Annotated in this window: 17 protein-coding genes; 5 read left to right on the top strand and 12 right to left on the bottom strand. The window is 73.4% G+C overall.

What is annotated here, in order from left to right; genetic code table 11:
* Positions 1-11: 11 nt before the first annotated feature.
* Positions 12-1,478 carry a glutamate--cysteine ligase family protein gene (locus HBO46_RS07510; protein ID WP_166139735.1) on the bottom strand — a complete coding sequence of 489 codons (1,467 nt, stop codon included), beginning with the start codon at positions 1,476-1,478 and terminating at the stop codon, positions 12-14.
* Positions 1,479-1,608: 130 nt separating this feature from the next.
* Positions 1,609-2,595, bottom strand: coding sequence for a DUF4192 domain-containing protein (locus HBO46_RS07505; RefSeq protein ID WP_166139734.1), 987 nt, complete (start codon positions 2,593-2,595; stop codon positions 1,609-1,611).
* Positions 2,596-2,756: 161 nt separating this feature from the next.
* Here HBO46_RS07505 and HBO46_RS07500 point away from each other — a divergent pair, with 161 nt between their 5' ends.
* Complete coding sequence (locus tag HBO46_RS07500) at positions 2,757-4,193, top strand: DNA polymerase IV (protein ID WP_166139733.1); 1,437 nt, start codon at positions 2,757-2,759, stop codon at positions 4,191-4,193.
* On the opposite strand, the gene HBO46_RS07495 is transcribed toward HBO46_RS07500, so the two are convergent.
* The 4 genes from HBO46_RS07495 to HBO46_RS07480 form a co-directional block, all read right to left on the bottom strand.
* A complete protein-coding gene (locus tag HBO46_RS07495; protein WP_166139732.1) occupies positions 4,180-5,037 on the bottom strand; it encodes a 5-oxoprolinase subunit C family protein in 858 nt (285 codons plus the stop codon). The two genes, HBO46_RS07500 and HBO46_RS07495, sit on opposite strands and share 14 nt — an antisense overlap.
* Positions 5,034-5,621 (bottom strand): 5-oxoprolinase subunit B family protein, encoded by a 588-nt coding sequence (locus HBO46_RS07490; RefSeq protein WP_166139731.1) that lies wholly within the window; start codon positions 5,619-5,621, stop codon positions 5,034-5,036. Before HBO46_RS07490 ends, HBO46_RS07495 begins: the two co-directional genes overlap by 4 nt.
* Before the next feature lie 41 nt (positions 5,622-5,662).
* On the bottom strand, positions 5,663-6,457 hold the full coding sequence (locus tag HBO46_RS07485) for an SDR family oxidoreductase (RefSeq protein ID WP_166139730.1): 795 nt from the start codon (positions 6,455-6,457) through the stop codon (positions 5,663-5,665).
* A gap of 63 nt (positions 6,458-6,520) precedes the next feature.
* Complete coding sequence (locus HBO46_RS07480; protein ID WP_166139729.1) at positions 6,521-7,237, bottom strand: 5-oxoprolinase subunit PxpA; 717 nt, start codon at positions 7,235-7,237, stop codon at positions 6,521-6,523.
* A gap of 23 nt (positions 7,238-7,260) precedes the next feature.
* On the opposite strand from HBO46_RS07480, the gene HBO46_RS07475 reads away from it, so the two are divergent.
* A complete protein-coding gene (locus tag HBO46_RS07475) occupies positions 7,261-9,504 on the top strand; it encodes a S9 family peptidase (RefSeq protein WP_166139728.1) in 2,244 nt (747 codons plus the stop codon).
* Positions 9,505-9,741: 237 nt separating this feature from the next.
* On the top strand, positions 9,742-10,698 hold the full coding sequence (locus HBO46_RS07470; RefSeq protein ID WP_166139727.1) for a sigma-70 family RNA polymerase sigma factor: 957 nt from the start codon (positions 9,742-9,744) through the stop codon (positions 10,696-10,698).
* Positions 10,699-10,827: 129 nt separating this feature from the next.
* Here the strand turns inward: HBO46_RS07470 and coaE are convergent, their stop codons facing one another.
* Genes coaE through HBO46_RS07450 form a run of 4 tightly spaced genes read right to left on the bottom strand, consistent with a single transcriptional unit; the run spans position 10,828 to position 15,465 of the window.
* A complete protein-coding gene (gene coaE, locus HBO46_RS07465) occupies positions 10,828-11,427 on the bottom strand; it encodes a dephospho-CoA kinase (protein ID WP_166139726.1) in 600 nt (199 codons plus the stop codon).
* 41 nt (positions 11,428-11,468) lie between these two features.
* Positions 11,469-12,593 (bottom strand): ABC transporter ATP-binding protein, encoded by a 1,125-nt coding sequence (locus tag HBO46_RS07460; RefSeq protein WP_166139725.1) that lies wholly within the window; start codon positions 12,591-12,593, stop codon positions 11,469-11,471.
* Between the two features lie 5 nt (positions 12,594-12,598).
* Complete coding sequence (locus HBO46_RS07455) at positions 12,599-14,356, bottom strand: ABC transporter permease subunit (RefSeq protein WP_191480216.1); 1,758 nt, start codon at positions 14,354-14,356, stop codon at positions 12,599-12,601.
* A complete protein-coding gene (locus tag HBO46_RS07450; protein ID WP_166139723.1) occupies positions 14,353-15,465 on the bottom strand; it encodes an extracellular solute-binding protein in 1,113 nt (370 codons plus the stop codon). The genes HBO46_RS07455 and HBO46_RS07450 overlap by 4 nt, the downstream gene beginning before the upstream one ends.
* Positions 15,466-15,600: 135 nt before the next feature.
* Between HBO46_RS07450 and HBO46_RS07445 the strand changes: the two genes are divergently transcribed.
* Positions 15,601-17,223 (top strand): arylsulfatase, encoded by a 1,623-nt coding sequence (locus tag HBO46_RS07445; protein ID WP_166139722.1) that lies wholly within the window; start codon positions 15,601-15,603, stop codon positions 17,221-17,223.
* Between the two features lie 19 nt (positions 17,224-17,242).
* On the opposite strand, the gene HBO46_RS07440 is transcribed toward HBO46_RS07445, so the two are convergent.
* Together HBO46_RS07440 and HBO46_RS07435 are read right to left on the bottom strand one after the other, a co-directional pair.
* A complete protein-coding gene (locus HBO46_RS07440) occupies positions 17,243-17,752 on the bottom strand; it encodes a metallophosphoesterase family protein (RefSeq protein WP_166139721.1) in 510 nt (169 codons plus the stop codon).
* A 53-nt stretch (positions 17,753-17,805) separates the two neighbouring features.
* Complete coding sequence (locus HBO46_RS07435; protein ID WP_166139720.1) at positions 17,806-17,952, bottom strand: hypothetical protein; 147 nt, start codon at positions 17,950-17,952, stop codon at positions 17,806-17,808.
* Between the two features lie 93 nt (positions 17,953-18,045).
* Here HBO46_RS07435 and HBO46_RS07430 point away from each other — a divergent pair, with 93 nt between their 5' ends.
* Complete coding sequence (locus HBO46_RS07430) at positions 18,046-18,993, top strand: helix-turn-helix domain-containing protein (protein WP_166139719.1); 948 nt, start codon at positions 18,046-18,048, stop codon at positions 18,991-18,993.
* Positions 18,994-19,042: the final 49 nt, after the last annotated feature.

The following is a 19,042-nucleotide window of genomic DNA, read 5'->3' as shown; positions in this document are numbered from 1 at the left end:
GGGCCGACCGCTCAGTCCCAGGTGTGGACCGGCTCGTTGGTGTGCATCCGCTCCCGGTACTCCAGCAGCGTGGCCCGCAGGGCGTCGAATCGGTCGCCCTCGGCACGGCCGCGCATCCTCCCGACGAACCACTCGGCGCCGTTGATCCCGGTGAGGCAGCGCTGCTCGATGATCCCGAGCAGCCGGTCGGACTCCTCCCCCGGCACTCCCCAGGCGTCCAGCCCGGCGCGTGCCTGGGGCAGCAGCCGGCGCAGCACCAGCTCGGTCGCACGCACCTCCCCGACGCCGGGCCAGTAGACCAGCGCCTCGATGCCGTCGCGGGCGGCGACGTGGAAGTTCTCCTCGGCGGCGCTGAACGACATCTGCGACCACAGCGGCCGCTCGTGCTCGGCGAGGTAGCGGACCAGTCCGAAGTAGAACGCCGCGTTGGCCATCGTGTCGGCCACCGTCGGCCCGGCGGCGAGCACGCGGTTCTCCACGCGCAGGTGCGGGACGCCGTGGGCGATGTCGTAGACCGGCCGGTTCCAGCGGTAGACCGTGCCGTTGTGCAGCTTCAGCTCCGCGAGCGACGGCGTGCCGCCGGCCTCCAGCACCGTGAGCGGGTCCTCGTGGTCGTCGAGGATCGGCAGCAGGGCCGGGAAGTAGCGGACGTTCTCCTCGAAGAGGTCGAAGACCGAGGTGATCCAGCGCTCGCCGAACCAGACCCGCGGTCGCACGCCCTGGGCCTCGAGCTCGGCGCTGCGGGTGTCGGTGGCCTGCTCGAAGAGCGGGATGCGGGTCTCGCGCCACAGCTCCTTGCCCAGCAGGTACGGCGAGTTGGCGCCGACCGCGAGCTGGACGGAGGAGATCACCTGCGAGGCGTTCCAGTACGCCGCGAACTGGTCGGGCGAGGTCTGGACGTGCAGCTGCGTGCTGGTGCAGGCGGCCTCCGGCACGATCGAGTCGGTGGTGGTGCGCAGCCGCTCCTGGCCGGTGATCGCGATCTCGATGTCCTCCCCGCGGGCGTGCAGGATCTGCTCGCTGAGCAGCCGGTAGCGCGGGTTGCCGCTGATCGTCGAGCGGCTCATGTGTCCCTCGGCGAGGGTCGGGAGGATCCCGGTCATCACCAGCTGGGCGCCGACCCGCGCGGACTTCTCCTCGGCGTCGTTGAGGCTGCGGCGCAGGCTGGTCTCGAAGGTGCTCAGCCCGCCCTCGCGCAGCCGTGCCGGGGCCAGGTTGATCTCGATGTTGAACTGGCCGAGCTCGGTCTGGAAGTCCTCGTCGGCGATCTCGGCGAGCACCTCGGCGTTGCACATCGCGGGGTCGCCCGCCTTGTCGACGAGGTTGAGCTCGAGCTCCATGCCCGTCATCGGGTCGTCGGTGTCGAACCTCGCCTCGCGCAGCATGCGGGCGAACACATCCAGGTTGCGCCGGACCTTCTCGCGGTAGCGGGTCCGGTCCGCCCGGGTGAACTCCTGGGCCTCGACCTCCTCTCCCATGGCAGGTCCTAGGCGAACGGGTCGGGGCAGATGGTCGTGTGCATGGAGGCGTAGTACCCAGCCGCAGCCCGAACGAGTCGCGGCCGCTCGCGTCGTGGCCGGTCGACCCGGGTGGTCCAGTCCGCGCGGCTCACCCGTGCTCGCCGAGCACCGTCGGCGGCACCGCCTGCTCGAGCAGGTCGGCGACCAGCCGGGCCAGCGAGTTGCCCGGCTCGTGCTCGCGGCAGCGGTCGATCGCGCACCAGGCGAGCGCGCCGTCGCCGGCCAGCCAGGCGGCATAGGCCAGCACCGCCGCCGCCCCCGCGCGCAGCTCGGCCGGCGCACGGCGTACGGCGTCGACCCACAGCCGGACGTGCCCGGGCGACTCGGGCCGGCGCATCGAGCCCCACGCGGCGTCGCGCACCTTCGGGTCCCGCAGGCCGAGCAGGACCGAGGCGAGCACCGGGTCGGACCAGTGCCCGGCCCCGACCGCGGCGGCCACCGCGACGGCGACCGTGTCGTGGTCGGCCGCGCGCGCTCGCCGCACCGCAGCGGCGAGCCGGTCGACGGCTGCCGGATCCGGGCGCAGCGTGTCGGCCACCGCGCTGCGCGAGGCGAGCACGGCACGCCCCTCGAAGACCGCCTGGGCGCTGATCGGGTGCGTCGTGACGTCGTAGCGCACGCCGCGTCCAGCGGCCCGGTCGCGCCCGGGCAGCAGCGCGAACCAGCACTCGCCGTCCGCGCGGATGGCGTCGACCACCCGGATGCCGGCCCGCTCGAAGGCGCTCACCAGGGCGCGCGAGGACCACCGCGCGACGGCCGCCGTGCGCTCCCCGGCGTACAGCACGAAGGCGACGGCCTGCGCCTCCTCGCGCACCGACGGCGCCAGCAGGGCCTCGACCGTGGCCGCGATCTCCGCCGGGGTCCGGGGAAGGTCGATGCGGGCGTGGAACTGGCGCCGGGCGCCGAAGGTCAGCAGCACCACCGACTCGGTGGGGTGGAACCCCAGCACGACCGGAACGACGGCGAGCAGGTCCTCGGGGCGGCGCGCGGTGATGCGCATGGGCGTCCCGGCCGCGGGCGGCGGGCCGGGAGGCGTGGGCGAGGGAACGGGTGGCGGGGCGGGGGGCGTGGTCATGCACCGACGCTGCCCGTCCGGACCGGGCCTGCGCCGCACCTCCTCCTCGCCCTGGGGACGAGCGGGCCCGCAGCACCGCCTGTGTGGCGCAAACGGCTCGCGGGCACCGCCCGCGGCAGGCGGCGCCCGGCGCCGTCGGTGCCGGGAGATACCGTGCCGCGGTGCGCGTCCACGCCTCCGTGCTCCACCTCGACCTCGATGCGTTCTTCGCCTCGGTCGAGCAGCGCGACAAGCCCTCGCTGCGCGGCAAGCCGGTGGTCGTGGGCGGGGTCGGCGGCCGCGGCGTCGTCTCCACCGCCTCCTACGAGGCCCGGCGCTACGGCGTGCGCTCGGCGATGTCGACGCGCGAGGCGCGGGCCCGCTGCCCGCACGCGGCGTTCCTGGGCGGGCGCTTCCACGCCTACCGCGAGAGCAGCGCGATCGTGATGCGGCTGCTGCGCGAGGTCAGCCCGCTGGTCGAGCCGCTCTCCTTCGACGAGGCCTTCGTGGACCTCGAGCAGGCCGACCTGCCCGACCTCGAGGTCGCCACCGTGCGCGACTTCGCCGAGCGGCTGCGCGCCCGCGTCACCGAGGCCACCGGCGGGCTGACCGCGTCGGTCGGGATCGGGACCTCCAAGTTCATCGCCAAGGTGGCCAGCGACCTCGACAAGCCCGACGGGCTGGTGATCGTCGAGCCGGGCACCGAGCGCGAGCTGCTGCGCCCCATGCACGTCAGCGTCATCCCCGGCGTCGGGCCGGCCACCGTCGAGCGGCTGCGCCGCGGCGGCGTCCACACGGTCGCCGACCTCGAGTCCGTCGACCTCGACGAGCTGGTCCAGCTGGTCGGCCGCTCCCAGGGCCATGGCCTGCACCAGCTGGCCCGGGCGATCGACGAGCGGCCGGTCGTCCCCGAGCGCGAGGCCAAGTCGGTGAGCGTCGAGGGCACCTACGAGACCGACCTGACCGAGCGCCGGCTGCTGGAGGGTCTGCTCACCCGGCAGGCCGGCGAGGTCGCCGCGCGGCTGCGCAAGGCCGGGATGTCCGGGCGCACGGTCACCATCAAGGTGCGCCTGCACGACTTCACCACCGTCAACCGCTCCACCACCCTCGCCTCCCCCACCGACCAGGCCTCGATGATCGGGCGGATGGCCCGCGCGCTGCTCGGCGAGCTGATCGCCACCACCGACCTCTCCGGCGGCGTGCGGCTGCTCGGCGTCGGGGTGTCCGGGCTGGCCGACTGGGTGCAGGAGGACCTGTTCGGCGAGACCGGCGAGGACGGCGACGCCGAGGAGGCCGAGCTGGCGGCGCTCGCCGACGTCGAGGTCCCCCGGCACTCCCGCGGCACCTGGTCGCCCGGGATGGACGTCGTGCATGCCGAGATGGGCCGCGGCTGGGTCTGGGGCTCGGGACGCGGCGTGGTGACGGTGCGCTTCGAGACCGCCGAGACCACCCCGGGACCGGTGCGCTCCTACGCCGTCGACGACCCCGCGCTCAGCGCGTGGACCCCACCGCCTGCGCCGGAGGAGGCCCCGCCCGACGACCCCGACGACGACACCGACACCGACACCGGCGAGGACGGCCGGCCAGCCGAGGTCGACCCGGACGTCACCCCGGCGTGACCGCGAACCGCACCCGCTCGCCGGGACGCAGCTGCGCGCACTGCCACAGGTCCTCGGTCGCCACGACCCCGACCACCGGGTAGCCGCCCGTGGGCGGGTGGTCGGCGAGGAACACCACCGGTCGGCCGTCCGGCGGCACCTGCACCGCACCGAGCACCATGCCCTCGCTCGGCAGCTCGTCGTGGCGGACGCGCGGGAGCGGCGGCCCGTCGAGGCGCAGCCCGACCCGGTTGGACGCGGGCAGGACGGCGTACGACGTGGCGGCCAGGTGGGCCAGCGCCTCGGCGGCGAACCAGTCGTGACGCGGCCCGGGACGCAGCCGCAGCGGGCCGGGGACCGGCGGGCGCGGGGTGTCGTGCGGCATCGGCGGTCCCGCCGGTACGCCGAGCGGCAGCACCGTGCCGTCGCGGACCGGCGGCGGACCGACCCCCGCCAAGACGTCGGTGGAGCGTGAGCCCAGCACCGGGGCGGGCGCGAGCCCACCGCCGATCGCGAGGTAGGAGCGCACGCCGGAGGCCGGGTGGCCCAGGCGCAGCCGGGCTCCGGGCGCCAGCCAGGCGGCCCGCGCCAGGTCCCGGGCGACGCCGTCGACGCGCAGCGGTGCGGGCGCGCCGGTGACGGCGACCCAGCGCCCGACGCCGGCGACCACCTCCAGGCCACCGAGGGTCACCTCCAGCACCGCGGCCTCCGGCGGGTTGCCGACGAGCCGGTTGGCCAGGGCCGCGGCGGGTGCGTCCAGCGCACCGGCCCGCGGGACGCCGAGGTGCGCAAGCCCCGGCCGGCCGCGGTCCTGCACGGTGGTGAGCGTCCCCGCGGCCACGACGTGCAGCACGCCCGCGCTCACGCGCTCACGAACCGCACCCGGGTGCCGGGCGCGAGCAGCGCCGGCTCCGCCCGGTCGACGTCCCACAGCGGCGCGTCGGTGTGTCCGAGCAGCCGCCAGCCGCCCGGGGAGGCGGAGGGGTAGACGCCGCACCACGCGTCGGCGAGCGCGACCGACCCGGCCGGTACCCGCGGCCGCGGCGTCGCGAGCCGGGGTACGGCGAGGTCCGCGGGCAGGCCGGCGAGGTAGGCGAAGCCCGGCGCGAAGCCGCAGAACGCCGACACCAGCTCGAGTCCGCCCAGCCGAGCGGCCACCCCCGCGGGATCGGTCCCCCACCGCTCCGCGACCCACTCCAGGTCGGGCCCGTCCCACGTGACGGCCACCTCGACCAGCCCCCCGGGCGCGGACTCGCCCGGGCCGGGCCAGGCGGCGAGCCGGTCGGCCAGGTCCGGCGCGACGCCGTCGAAGAGCACGGTGCCGGCGCCCGGCACCACGTCGGTCGCCTCGATGCCGGCGCCCCGGGCCCAGGCGGCCAGGGCCAGGGCGCTGCCGGCGTCCTCGACCTCGACCAGCAGCGCGTGCTCGCCGACCGCCCGGAATCGCATGGGCCCAGTCTGGCAGCGCGCGCCGGCCGCGCGCGAGCGCACTACAGCCCGTAGCGGGCGAGCACGTCCTGCTTGGGCGACATGAACTTGCGCATCATCCGGGCGTTGGTCAGCCAGGCGATCTCCTCGCCGGTGCGGGTGCTGGCGAGCATCCTCTCGACGAGGTGGGGCGCGACCTCGTCGACGTGGTCGCACAGGATGTTGAGGATCTTGCGCTGGCTGGCGACCTGCTCGGGCGCGACCGCCGCCTCGCGCAGCCAGCCCTCGGTGATCAGCATCCCGGGACGCACCTGGCCGATCCGGACCCCGCTGTCCTTGGTCTCCTTGACCAGGGCGCGGGTGAACATGTCGAGGCCGCGCTTGGTGGCGGCGTAGACGCCCATGTTCGGGCGGATCCTGCCGTCGCTGCCGCCGCCGAGGACGTTGAACAGCTGCCCGCCGCCCTGGGCGAGCATGCCGCGCACCGCGACCTGGGAGCCGAAGATCGTGCCGAGCATGTTGGTGCTGACCATCGCGCGGACGTCGGCGGGCGTGGTGTCGACGATCGCGGCCGTGGTGTGCGCGACACCGGCGTTGTTGACCCACAGGTCGACGCCGCCCAGCTCGTCCACGGCGTGGTCCCACAGGCCCTGCACGTCGTCGATGTCGGTGACGTCGGTGGCCCGTCCGAGCACGCGGGCGCCGCCGGCCGCCTCCGGGGCCAGCTTGCCGACGACCTCGTCGACGGCCGCCTTGCCACGGCCGGTCACGACGACCGAGTGGCCGCGGCGGAGGAACTCGCGGGCGAGGGCGTTGCCGACTCCCTTGGTGCTGCCGGTGACGACGATGTGGGACATCGAGAACTCCTCAGGTGGACGAGACGCAGATCATATATCTTCTCGCGCCCACCGGGCCGGTTCTCAGTCGAGAGCGTCCGCCTCGCCGCGCCACCACGGCCCCAGCACGTGGCCGGACTCCTCCAGCGCGCGTCGTACGGCGTGGGCGTGCGCGACCGCGCCGGGGCTGTCGCCGTGCACGCAGACCGAGTCCACCCGCCCCGCGAGCCGCACCGCCTGGGCGGCGATCTCGGCGACGTCCTCCAGCAGCGCGCCCGGCAGCCCCCGAGGGAGCAGCCGGCCGTCCGCGCCGTACCCGCGGTCGGGGAAGCCCTCGTGCAGCACCCGGCGCCCGGCGGCGCGCGCGCCGTCGAGGAGGTGGCCCGGCATCCCCAGCACCGGCAGGTCGCCGGAGCCATCGAGCACCGCGCCGGCCTGCGCGGCATCGACGATCACCCGGTGGTACAGCGCGCCGTGCGGCTTGACGTAGCGCACCGTCGTGCCGGCGGCCGCGGCGATCTGCGCGAGCGTGCCGACCTGGTCGGCGACCTGCTCGCGCAGCACGCGGGACGCGACGTCGCGCGCCACCCGCCCGAAGTTCTCCCGGTCGTCGTAGGAGACCTGGGCCCCGATGCTCACGCCGCGGGTGGCCGCCTCCTCGCACACCGCGCGCATGATCGCGGCGTTGCCGGCGTGGTAGCCGCAGGCGACGTTCGCGCTGGTGACCACGCCCAGCAGCGCGGTGTCGTCGGTGACCTCCTCGCCGAGGTCGGCGTTGAGGTCCACGGTCGGTCGTGTCATGGGGCGACGCTATCGTCGCCGACATGTCCGACAGTCCCGCCTCCGCCGCCGCGGAGCCGCTCACGCAGCCGCCCCTCGCCCCCCGCCGCCCGACCACCCGCGAGATCCACGGGCACACCCGGGTCGACGACTACGAGTGGCTGCGCGACAAGGACTCCCCCGAGGTGATCGCCCACCTCGAGGCCGAGAACGCCTGGACCGAGCAGCGCACCGCCCACCTCGCGGGCCTGCGCTCCTCGATCTTCGAGGAGATCCGCTCGCGCACCCTCGAGACCGACCTCTCGGTGCCGACCCGCAACCGCGGCTACTGGTACTACGGCCGCTCCTTCGAGGGCAAGGAGTACGGCGCGAGCTGCCGCGTGCCGGTGCTCGACGCGGACGACTGGACCCCGCCGCGTCCCGCCGAGGACTGCGCTCCCGACCAGCCGGCGCTCCCCGGCGAGGAGGTGCTGCTCGACCTCAACGCGCTCGCCGAGGGCCACGAGTTCTTCTCCCTGGGCGGCTCGGCCATCAGCCTCGACGACCGGCTGCTGGCCTGGTCGGTCGACACCGCCGGCGACGAGCGCTACACCGTGCGCTTCAAGGACCTCACCACCGGCGAGCTGCTCCCCGACGAGCTCACCGGGGTGCTCGGCAACGTCACCTGGCACCCCAACGGCGTGGACGCCTACTACTCCACGGTCGATGAGAGCTGGCGCCCCGACAAGGTCTGGCGCCACCGCCTCGGCACCCCGCAGTCCGAGGACGAGCTGGTGCTGCACGAGCCGGACGGCCGGTTCTGGACCGGCATCGGACGCAGCCGCGACGCGCGGTTCCTGATGATCGCGCTGGGCTCGAAGACCACCAGCGAGTACCACTACCTCGACACCGCCGAACCCGCCGCCACCTGGCAGGTCTTCTCCGAGCGCCGCGAGGACCTGGAGTACTCCCTGGAGCCGGCCCGGATCGGCGGCGAGGAGGTCTTCCTGGTCCACCACAACGGCACCGGTCCCGACTTCGAGGTCGCGCTCGCGCCGGTCGCCCCGACCCCGCCGGAGCAGTGGCGCCCGCTGATCCCCCACGACCCCGCCGTACGCCTCGAGGGCGTCGACGCCTTCGCCGGCCACCTGGTCGTCCACCAGCGCAGCGGCGGGCTGACCCAGCTGCGCATCATCGAGCTCTCCGACGCCGCTGGTGACGGGCTGGGTGACGGGCTGGGTCACGGATTGGGCGAGGACTACCTGGTCGGCTTCGACCACGCGGTCTACACCGTCGGCGCCGGGTCCAACCCCGCCTTCGACCAGCCGGTGGTCCGCCTCGGCTACACCACGATGGCGGTGCCGCCGTCGGTCTACGACTACGACGTGCGCACCCGCGAGCTGCACCTGCTGCGCCGCACCCCGGTCCTCGGCGGCTACGACCCGGCCGACTACGAGGAGCACCGGCTGTGGGCCACCGCCGAGGACGGCGAGCGGATCCCGATCTCGATCGTGTGCCGCATCGGCGCACGCGAGGGCGTCGGCGGCGGGGCCGGCCCGGTGCCGACGCTGCTCTACGGCTACGGCGCCTACGAGGCCTCGATGGACCCCTACTTCTCGATCGGGCGGCTCTCGCTGCTCGACCGCGGCGCGGCGTTCGCGATCGCCCACGTGCGCGGCGGCGGGGAGATGGGACGCCGCTGGTACGACGAGGGCAAGCTCGCCCACAAGCAGAACAGCTTCTCCGACTTCATCGCCTGCGCACGCCACCTCATCGACACCGGCTGGTCGACGCCGAAGACCCTCATCGCCGAGGGCGGCAGCGCCGGCGGCCTGCTGATGGGCGCCGTGGCCAACCAGGCCCCCGAGCTGTTCGGCGGGATCGTCGCCCAGGTGCCGTTCGTGGACAACCTCACCACCATGCTCGACGCCACCTTGCCGCTGACCGTGACCGAGTACGACGAGTGGGGCAACCCCGAGGCCGACCCCGAGGCCTACGAGTGGATCGCGGCGTACGCGCCGTACGACAACGTCAGCGCGCAGGACTACCCGCCGATCCTGGCGGAGACCTCCCTCAACGACACCCGGGTGCTCTACGTCGAGCCCGCCAAGTGGGTCGCCCGGCTGCGCGAGCGCACCTCGAACCCCGACATCCTGCTGCGCACCGAGATGAGCGCCGGGCACGGCGGGGTCTCGGGGCGCTACAAGGCCTGGCACGACCGGGCCTTCTCGCTGGCCTGGATCCTGGACCGCATGGGCCTGGCCAGCACCTCGCCCGCCTCCTCGCACGGCACTTCCTCGACCCGCTGAGAAATCCGCGCCGCCCGCGGCGCCGAACTCCTCGCAAGGGCCCCGTCACCTGCCCGGGAGGCGGGGCCCTGAGAAGTCCCTGAGAGTTCGGCCGCGACGCAACTCGGTGCCCGTCTCGGACGTCGTTCAGGGGTGAAGGCTCCGACGTTTGCCCGGGGAATCCTCGGGACACAGGGAGCGTTGTTCACGAAGTGGCACTGCACCGCGCGGCGGCCACGGAATCGAGGAGGGTCCCCCATGGCTACACGAACCGCGACGGCAGGGACACGCGAGATCGAGGGCCGCGACAGCGTCGGCCTCTACCTCGACGAGATCGCGCGGAACCCCTTGCTCGATGCGGCCGCCGAGGTCGAGCTCTCCAAGACGATCGAGGCCGGCCTGATGGCCGAGCAGCTGCTGCGCGAGGGCCGCGTGGGTCGCCGCAAGGGCGGCGCCCCGATGTCCGCCACCCGCGAGGAGCTGGAGTGGCTGGCCGAGGAGGGCCGACGCGCCGTCGACACCTTCATCACCGCCAACCTGCGCCTGGTGGTCTCCATCGCCCGCAAGTATGGCCGCGCCCAGATGCCGATGCTCGACCTGATCCAGGAGGGCAACACCGGCCTGATCCGGGCGGTCGAGAAGTTCGACTACACCAAGGGCTACAAGTTCTCCACCTACGCGACCTGGTGGGTGCGCCAGGCGATCACCCGCGGCATCGCCCAGCAGGCCCGCGTCGTACGACTGCCCGTGCACGTGGTCGAGGAGCTCAACCAGGTCGGCGGCGCCCGCCGCACCTTGGAGCGCCAGCTCGGCCGCGACCCCGAGCCGGCTGAGATCGCCCAGGAGCTGGGCATGGACGTCGAGCGGGTGCTGGACCTGATGGCCTGGGGCCGCGAGCACGTCAGCCTCGACTCCCCCGTCGATGAGGACGGCGACACCTCGCTGGGCGACCTGATGGCCCAGGAGACCTCGCCGGGCCCGGACCTCACGGTCCTCGACGTCGAGTCGCGCGAGCGGCTCAACAGCCTGGTCGGCCACCTCGACGACCGCGCCGCCGACATCATCCGCTCGCGCTACGGTCTGGTCGACGGACGCCAGCACAAGCTCGCCGACATCGGCACCAAGCACGGCATCTCCGCCGAGCGGGTCCGCCAGCTCGAGCGGGAGGCGCTGCAGAAGCTGCGCCGCATCGCCGACCCCGACCTGGCGGCCTGACCCCGCCCGCGTCACCTCTCGCACCCGAGCCCTCGCCGTCCCGCACGGCGGGGGCTCTCGTGCATCTCGCGCGAGTCGGCCCTCACGGATGCGCTGAGTCGGCGCTTGTGGTGCGGCGACAACCCCGCGTTACAGCCGGTCCGCCGCGCCGCGGAGCTCCGCGACCACCTCGTGCACCCGGTCGCGCAGCTGCTCGCGGGTGCCGGTGTTCTCCAGCACGTGGGTGGCGATGGCGAGGCGCTGCTCGCGGGTGGCCTGGGCGGCGATGCGGGCCGCGGCGTCCGCGCGTTCCATGCCCCGGTCGCGGACCAGCCGCTCGACCTGGGTCTCGACCGGCACGTCCACGACGAGTACGGCGTCGAAGGTGTCCGCCCGCCCGGACTCGGCCAGCAGCGGGATGTCGTGCACCACCAGGGCGCCCTCGGGGGCGGAGGCCTCGAGAGCGGCGTACCGCTCGAAGACCAGCGGGTGCACGATCCCCTCGAGGACCCGGCGCTTCGCCTCGTCGCCGAAGACCACCTTGCCGAGCGCGGGCCGGTCCAGGTCGCCCTCGGGGGTCAACAGCTCCTCGCCGAAGGCCTCGACGACCGCCGCCAGACCGGGCGTGCCGCGCTCGACCACCTCGCGGGCCAGCTTGTCGCCGTCGATGATGACCGCGCCGAGCTCCTCCAGCATCGCCGCGACAGTGCTCTTGCCCGAGGCGATCCCGCCGGTGAGTCCCACACGCATGGCGTCACCGTAGCGGGCGGCCGGCAGCCCCCGAGCAACCGTCACCCCGCAGCCGGGAACGCCATCACGTCGTCCGGAGCGACGCGCACCCGCACCCGGGCGCCGGGAGCGAACGCGACCGGGTCGAGTCCGCGCGGCACCCGCGCGACCACCGTGACCCCGTCGAGCTCGACGACGTAGCGCATCCCCTCCCCGAGGAAGACCGCGTCCGTCACGACGCCGGTCCAGCCGTCGTGGCCGTCCCCACCCCGGCCCCCCGTCCCGTCGGCGGTCTCGAGCCGCACGTTCTCCACCCGGAACGCCACGTCGACGTCCCCGTCGGCCAGGCCGGCGATGCGCGTCGAGCGCAGGGACCGGCTGCCGTCGGACAGCACGCTGTCCCGCAGGGTCATCGACAAGCGGTTGACCTCACCCAGGAACTGCGCGGCGAACAGGGTCGCGGACTCGTCGTAGATCTCCCGCGGCGTGCCCTCCTGGACGATCTGGCCGGCGTCGAGGAGCACCACCCGGTCCGACATCGTGAGTGCCTCGGAGCGGTCGTGGGTGACGCAGACCGTCGCCATGCCGGTGAGCTCGTGGACCCGGCGAAGCTCCAGCTGCATCTCCTCGCGCAGCAGCCGGTCCAGCGCCGACAGCGGCTCGTCCAGCAGCAGCACGCTCGGCTCGAAGACGATGGCCCGGGCGAGCGCCACCCGCTGCTGCTGCCCGCCGCTGAGCTGGTCGGGACGGCGCTCCTCGAAGCCGGTCAGGCGCACCAGGGCGAGCGCCTCGCGCATGGCGCGCACCGCCCGCTCCTTCGACCAGCCGCGAGTGCGCAGCGGGTAGAGGACGTTCGAGGCCACGTCGAGGTGCGGGAAGAGCGCGTAGCTCTGGAACACCATCCCGATGTTCCGCTTGTGCATCGGCACCCGGCGCACGTCGCGGCCCGCGATCCGCACCGTGCCGGCGTCCGGGCGGGTGATGCCGGCCATGATCTGCAGGCACGTCGTCTTCCCGCTGCCACTGGGCCCGAGCAGGGTCACGAACTCGCCGTCGCCCACCGACAGCGAGACGCTGTCGAGGGCGGCCGTCGCGCCGTACCGCTTGGTCGCGCGGTCCAGGCCGACGGCCTCGGCGGCGCGCCCGGTGGCGTCGCGTGCAGGCGTGGTGGAGGTGGTCACCGTCATGTCTGTCACTTCCTGCTCGCCACGTCGGCGAGGTCGATACGGGCGGGGGCGCGCGACATCACGGCGACCGCGACGGCGGTCGCCACCAGGAGCAGCGCGATGAGCAGGGAGGCCACGACCGCGATCGTGGAGCTGAGGGTGTCCTGCATCTGGGAGAACATCCGCACCGGCACGGTGGTGTTGAGCCCGGCCACGAACAGCGGCAGGACCAGGTTGTCGAAGGCGTTGAGGAAGGCGTAGAGCCCGCCCACGAGGAGCCCGGGCAGCGCCAGCGGCACCACCACCCGCCGCAGGGTCTGCAGCCGCGAGGCGCCGCTCATCCGGGAGGCGTGCTCGAGGTCCAGGTCGATGTTGCGCACCACGGCGGCGATGATCACGACCGCCAGGCTGATCGCGGTGACCGCCTGCCCGATCACCACGCCCGACGGCGTCCCCGACAGCCCGAAGCGGTTGGCGAAGACGTAGAAGCTCAGCGCCGGCACGATCTCGGGCAGTGCGAGCGGGAAGACCAGCAGTCCGAGCCCGAACGTCAGCACCCGTCCCCCTGCCCTCACCAGGCCGTACGCCGCGAGCCCGCCGAGCACCAGCGCCAGCACCCCGTCGGCCGCGGCGAACGCGAACGAGCGCGACATCGGCGTGGTCCACAACGGGTCGGCGAAGAAGGCGCGGTACCCGTCGAGCGTCAGCGAGTCCGGTGGCAGCGAGAGCTGGTTGGTGGGGCCGACCGAGAACACCACCACGACGAGCTCGGGGATCACCAGGAAGGCCAGCACCAGCACGGCCAGGACCCGGGCGAGCACCCGCCACACCGGCGCGGGGACCAGCTCGAGCGCCGGCAGCACGAGCCGCGAGGCGATCCTCTGGCGGGCCGGGTAGGGGTCGCGGCGCCAGCGCAGCACCCACCGGGCCAGCCGCACCACCACCAGCGGGGCGAGGCCGGCCAGCAGCATCGCCACGGTCATCGCGCCGGCCAGAGGCCAGTTCAGCGCGACGGTCGCCTGATCGGCCACGACCTGGGCGAACAGCAGGCCGTTGGTCGCGCCCAGCGCGACGGGGATCACGTAGGCGCCCAGGGCGAGCACGTAGACCAGGAGTGCGCCGGCGACGACCCCCTGTCGCGACAGCGGCCAGTACACGCTCGTGAAGACCCGCACCGGGGAGGCGCCCAGCGCACCCGCGGTGACCTCGTGCCCGGGCGCGATGCGGGACATCGTCGCCCACATGGTCAGGACCGCGATCGGCATCAGCACGTGGACCAACCCGATGACCGCACCGGTCAGGCTGTGCCCGAGCTGCTGGGGCTCATCGAAGACCCCGAGGGCCACCAGCGCCCGGTTCACCGGGCCGCGCAGGCCCAGCAGCGCCGACCACGCGAAGACACGTACCAGCACCGAGGTGAGGTAGGGCAGCACCACCAGGGCGGCCAGCAGGATCTTGGTGCGCCCGCGGGCGCGGTGCAGCAGCACCGCGAGCGGGTAGCCGAGCACCACGCAGCACGCGGTCACCCCCATGCTGGTGAGGACCGTGCGCACCAGGACGTCGCCGAAGTAGCTGCTCTCCACGATCTGGCGGTAGTGGGCGAGGGTGAAGGAGCCATCGACGCGGATGCTGCGCCACGCGAAGTCGGCCAGCGGGAACACGGCGAAGACCACGACGAACGCGACGGCAGGGAGGGCGAGCAGGGCGGGGCTGGCGAGCGAGGGCACCCGCCGTGCCCGCCGTACCCGCCCTTCCTGCCGGGCAGGCGGCGCGAGGACGGTCACGAAGCGCGCCACTCGTTCCAGCGGTTGAGGACCTCGTCGAGGTTGCTGACGCCGGCGTCGTTGGTCTCGGTGTAGTACTCGTAGTCGAGCAGCGAGCCCTGCTCCTGGCCCTCCACGAACGGCGCGTAGGCCAGGTCCTTGCGGTCCAGGCGCTCATAGACGGCCGTCGAGGGCAGCACGATGCCGAAGTTGGTCAGCTCGGCGTACTTCGCCTGCACCTCGGGCTTGCTCCACCAGTCGAGGAACTGCTGCCCGGCCTCCGGACCGTTCGGGCCCTTCTCCAGCAGCGCCGCATAGCCGCGCACGATCGGCGCGTCCTCGAAGAGGGTGACGCCCACGTCCGCGCCGTCCTTGACCGCACCCAGGGCGGCCGGCGAATAGGTGAAGGTCATGGTCGTGTTCCCGTCGAGCACGTCCTGGAGCGACTTCGGAGCCGCGTCCCACAACGTGATGTCGTCCTTGATCGTGTCGAGCTTGGCGAAGGCACGGTCCAGGTCGAGCGGGTAGAGGTCGGCGGGAGCGACACCGTCGGCGAGCAGCGCGATCTCGATGTTGATCGGGACGCCGAAGCCGCCGGACTGCAGGCCTCGGTAGCCGGGGTACTTCTCGAGGTCGAAGAAGTCCGCCCAGGTCTTCGGCGGGTTGTCCGCGAACTCGTTGCTGTACACCGTCAGCGGAGTGATGTCCTGGTTGCCCAGGTGGTTGTCCTCGACCAGCCCGGCCTCCTCGAGCGCCGCGAGGCCCTCGGGGTCGAAGCCCGCGGTGTCGAGCGGCGCGTAGACACCGTCGGTGTCGGTGAGGGGGAAGATGTCGCCGGGGATCGCGATCGCGAGGTCGAAGTCGGAGCGCCCGGTCTGCTGGATCAGCCGCATCTTGGGCCCGTAGTCGGTGTCGCTGAGCTCGACGGTGTCGACCTCCACCCCGGTCTCCTCCTCGAACTCGCCGACGAGCGTCTCGATCGCCGCGCCGTTGACGCCGGCGCCGCGTGCGATCACGATCTCCGCGTCGCCGCCGTCGGCGCTGGCGCCGTCGGAGCCGCACGAGGCGATGGCCGCCACCGCCGGCAGGACCGCCGCCGCGGCGAGGAAACGGGTGAGGGATGACTTCACGGCGTCCAACTTTCTCTGATTCATTAACTCCATCGGTATTGTGCACATTAGACACCGACCGCTGCGGCGTCCACCACCGCGGCGCGCCGTACGGACCACCGAGCACCCGAGACCGCCGAGCAGAGAAGAGCCCCCATGCCGAAGCCGCCCGCCCGCCGCCCCCATGTCGTGATCGTCCTCGTGGACGACATGGGCTTCTCCGACATCGGGTGCTACGGAGGCGAGATCCGCACGCCCCACATCGACGCGTTGGCGGAGTCGGGGGTGCGGCTGACGCAGTTCTACAACACCGCGCGCTGCAGCCCCTCGCGCGCGTCGCTGATGACCGGGCTGCACCCGCATCAGACCGGGATCGGCATCCTCAACTACGACGACTCCCCCGAGGGCTACCCGGGCACGCTCAACGACCGCAACGTCACCCTCGCCGAGGCGCTCGGCACCGCGGGATACCGCAGCTACATCTCGGGCAAGTGGCATCTCTCCGGCGACATCCACACCCCGACCGAGAGCTGGCCCACCCGGCGCGGCTTCGACGCGTTCTACGGCACCCTCGAGGGCGCCGGCAGCTTCTTCCGCCCGCGCACGCTCACGCGCGACGAGACCAACGTCGACGACGAGGCGCTCGCGGACCCCGACTTCTACTACACCGACGCGATCACCGACCACGCCGTGGGGTTCCTGCGCCAGCACCAGGCCGAGCACGCCGACGCCCCGTTCTTCCTCTACGCCGCCTACACCGCGCCGCACTGGCCCCTGCACGCGCGCCCCGACGACATCGCGTCGTACGCCGGGCGCTTCGACGCCGGGTGGGACGCGCTGCGCGAGGAGCGTCTGGAGCGGCTGGTGAAGTCCGGGATCATCGCCCCCGACTGGCCACTGAGCGACCGCGACCCGCGGGTGCCCGCCTGGAGCGAGGTCGAGGACAAGGAGTGGGAGGCCCTGCGGATGGCGGTGTACGCCGCGCAGGTGGACCGGGTGGACCAGGGCGTGGGTCGCATCGTGGCCGAGCTGCGCGAGCAGGACGCACTGGACGACACCCTCTTCCTGTTCCTCTCCGACAACGGCGGGTGCGCCGAGGAGATGCCCCTGGAGAGCGCCCAGGAGTTCGTGACCACCTACGTCAGCTTCGACGACACGACCCGCGCCGGCGAGCCGGTGCGTCCAGGCAACGATCCGAGCATCCGTCCCGGCGGCGAGGACAGCTACGCGACGTACGGCCGCCCCTGGGCGAACCTGTCGAACACGCCGTTCCGCGAGTACAAGCACTGGATCCACGAGGGCGGGATCGCCACCCCGCTCGTCGTGCACTGGCCGGCAGGACTGGGCACCGAGGCGCGGCTGCGTCACCAGCCTCATCAGCTCACCGACATCATGGCGACGCTGCTCGAGGTCAGCGGCGCCGACTACGACCGGGCCGCGGTTGGGCGCGAGGTGCACCCGCCCGAGGGCACCAGCCTGCTGCCGACTCTGATCGACGACGCCACCGACGACCAGCGGCTGCTGGCCTGGGAGCACGAGGGCAATTCGGGCGCGCGTCGCGGGCGATGGAAGCTGGTGCGCAAGCACGCCCAGGACTGGGAGCTCTACGACATGGTCACCGACCGCACCGAGCTCACCGACCTCGCCGGCGAGCACCCTGGACTCGTCGCCGAGCTCGCCGCCGCGTACGAGGAGTGGGCCGAGCGCTGTGGCGTGATCGACCGCCAGGTCGTGCTCGACCTCTACGCACGCCGCGGTGCCGGGCTGCCCGCGGAGTGACCTCCCCCGGGGCCGCCGCTCAGGTGCGCGGCGGCAGCCGGTGCAGCGTGACCTCCCGCAGGGCACCGCCGTCCGCGAGCGCGGTCATGTAGGTGCAGTACGGCTGGCGGCGCCGGTCCGTGGGCGACCCGGGGTTCAGCAGCCGCAGGCCCGTGGCGGTGGTGGTGTCCCACGGGATGTGGGAGTGCCCGAACACCAGCACGTCGAGGTCGCCGTACGCCGCGGCGCAGCGCTCCTCGCGCCCGCGCGACGCGCCCGTCTCGTGCACCACGCCGAGCCGCACCCCGTCGATCTCCGCCCGGGCCACCTCCGGCAGCCGCTCGCGCAGGGCGCCGTGGTCGTTGTTGCCGTGGACCCCGACCAGGCGGCGCGCACGGGCCTCGAGCTCGTCGAGGAGCGACACGTCGACCCAGTCCCCCGCGTGGACCACGACGTCGGCACACTCCACGTCCGCCCACACCTGCTCGGGCAGGGCGCGCGCCCGTCGGGGCAGGTGGGTGTCGGCCAGGAGCAGCAACCGGGTCGTCATGGACAGATCATGCTCGCCCGAGCAACCGCCGACGCCCGCCGGGGTCGGTGGCGTCAGCGGGCGCGGGGGGCCCGAAACTGCGGGTCCTGCGCGCGCGAGGACGGCGGCGGGAGCGTGCCCCGGGGGTCGCGCGCGACCACCCGGAGCCCACCGACCACGAGCACCACCGCGAGCACGAGGAGCAGCATCAAGAAGGTCATGGCAGCAAGTCTTCGCTCCGCCGGATCCGGCCACGAGTGGCTGCCCTGTCATGGTCCCTCGATTTCCTGCCACCCCCGTGGCATGCTGGACCGATGCTCACCGATGTGGCCGTGATCACCTACGACGGCGTCACGGCGTTCGAGCTCGGGGTCGCGTGCGAGGCCTTCGGCAGCGACCGCAGCGACGACGGGTTGCCGGTGCTGGACTTCGCCCTGTGCGCGGCGGTCCCGGGCCCCGTCCGCACCGGCGCCGGGTTCACGATCGGCGTGGACCACGACCTCACCCGGACGGCCCAGGCAGATCTGGTGGTCGTCCTGCCGACCGAGGGGCTCGCCGAGAACGTCCCGCCGCCCGTCCTCGAGTCGATCCGGGCCGCCCACGACCGTGGCGCCCGGTTGATGTCGATGTGCACGGGCGCCTTCGTGCTCGGCGAGGCCGGGCTCCTCGACGGCCGCGAGTGCACGACCCACTGGCGCTACACCGCCGCCCTCGCCCGCCGCTTCCCGCGCGCGAAGGTGGTGCCCGAGGTCCTCCACGTCGACTCGGGGCAGGTGGTCACCAGCGCCGGCACCGCCGCCAGCATCGATGCCTCCCTGCACGTGTGGCGTCAGGAGCACGGGGCAGCGGTGGCCTCGAGCATCGCGCGACGCATGGTGGTGCCGCCGCAGCGCGAGGGCGGTCAGGCCCAGTTCATCGAGCGGCCGGTGCCCGAGCTGCGCGTGGAGAGCTTCGGGAAGCTCCAGCAGTGGATCCTGGACAATCTGCACCGCGAGCTCGACGTCGCCACGCTCGCACACCGCGCCCTGATGTCCCCGCGCACCTTCGCGCGCCGGTTCCGTGCCGAGGTCGGCGCGACGCCGCACGCCTGGATCACCGCCCAGCGACTGCTGCGCGCCGAGCAGCTGCTCGAGCGCACCGACCACACCATCGACCGGATCGCCGCCGACGTCGGCTTCGGCAACGCCGCCAACATGCGCCTGCACTTCACCCGCGCGCGCGGCCTGAGCCCGCAGCAGTACCGCCGCCGCTTCGCCTGCTGAGGCACCGCGCACGTCGGTCGCCGGCCGCAGACGCACCGAGGCCCGGTCA

Origin of the sequence: Nocardioides ochotonae (assembly GCF_011420305.2) — a bacterium.
Classification (GTDB): Bacteria; Actinomycetota; Actinomycetes; order Propionibacteriales; family Nocardioidaceae; genus Nocardioides; species Nocardioides ochotonae.
This window is presented reverse-complemented; position numbering and strand designations above follow the sequence as displayed.

What these genes read in the sequence shown, in the direction of transcription:
- coaE (WP_166139726.1), bottom strand. Translation starts at nt 11,427, where the DNA reads ATGCGTGTGGGACTCACCGGCGGGATCGCCTCGGGCAAGAGCACTGTC.
- HBO46_RS07485 (WP_166139730.1), bottom strand. Translation starts at nt 6,457, where the DNA reads ATGTCCCACATCGTCGTCACCGGCAGCACCAAGGGAGTCGGCAACGCC.
- HBO46_RS07435 (WP_166139720.1), bottom strand. Translation starts at nt 17,952, where the DNA reads ATGACCTTCTTGATGCTGCTCCTCGTGCTCGCGGTGGTGCTCGTGGTC.
- HBO46_RS07475 (WP_166139728.1), top strand. Translation starts at nt 7,261, where the DNA reads ATGTCCGACAGTCCCGCCTCCGCCGCCGCGGAGCCGCTCACGCAGCCG.
- HBO46_RS07505 (WP_166139734.1), bottom strand. Translation starts at nt 2,595, where the DNA reads ATGACCACGCCCCCCGCCCCGCCACCCGTTCCCTCGCCCACGCCTCCC.
- HBO46_RS07445 (WP_166139722.1), top strand. Translation starts at nt 15,601, where the DNA reads ATGCCGAAGCCGCCCGCCCGCCGCCCCCATGTCGTGATCGTCCTCGTG.
- HBO46_RS07510 (WP_166139735.1), bottom strand. Translation starts at nt 1,478, where the DNA reads ATGGGAGAGGAGGTCGAGGCCCAGGAGTTCACCCGGGCGGACCGGACC.
- HBO46_RS07440 (WP_166139721.1), bottom strand. Translation starts at nt 17,752, where the DNA reads ATGACGACCCGGTTGCTGCTCCTGGCCGACACCCACCTGCCCCGACGG.
- HBO46_RS07490 (WP_166139731.1), bottom strand. Translation starts at nt 5,621, where the DNA reads ATGCGATTCCGGGCGGTCGGCGAGCACGCGCTGCTGGTCGAGGTCGAG.
- HBO46_RS07460 (WP_166139725.1), bottom strand. Translation starts at nt 12,593, where the DNA reads ATGACGGTGACCACCTCCACCACGCCTGCACGCGACGCCACCGGGCGC.
- HBO46_RS07430 (WP_166139719.1), top strand. Translation starts at nt 18,046, where the DNA reads ATGCTCACCGATGTGGCCGTGATCACCTACGACGGCGTCACGGCGTTC.
- HBO46_RS07470 (WP_166139727.1), top strand. Translation starts at nt 9,742, where the DNA reads ATGGCTACACGAACCGCGACGGCAGGGACACGCGAGATCGAGGGCCGC.
- HBO46_RS07480 (WP_166139729.1), bottom strand. Translation starts at nt 7,237, where the DNA reads ATGACACGACCGACCGTGGACCTCAACGCCGACCTCGGCGAGGAGGTC.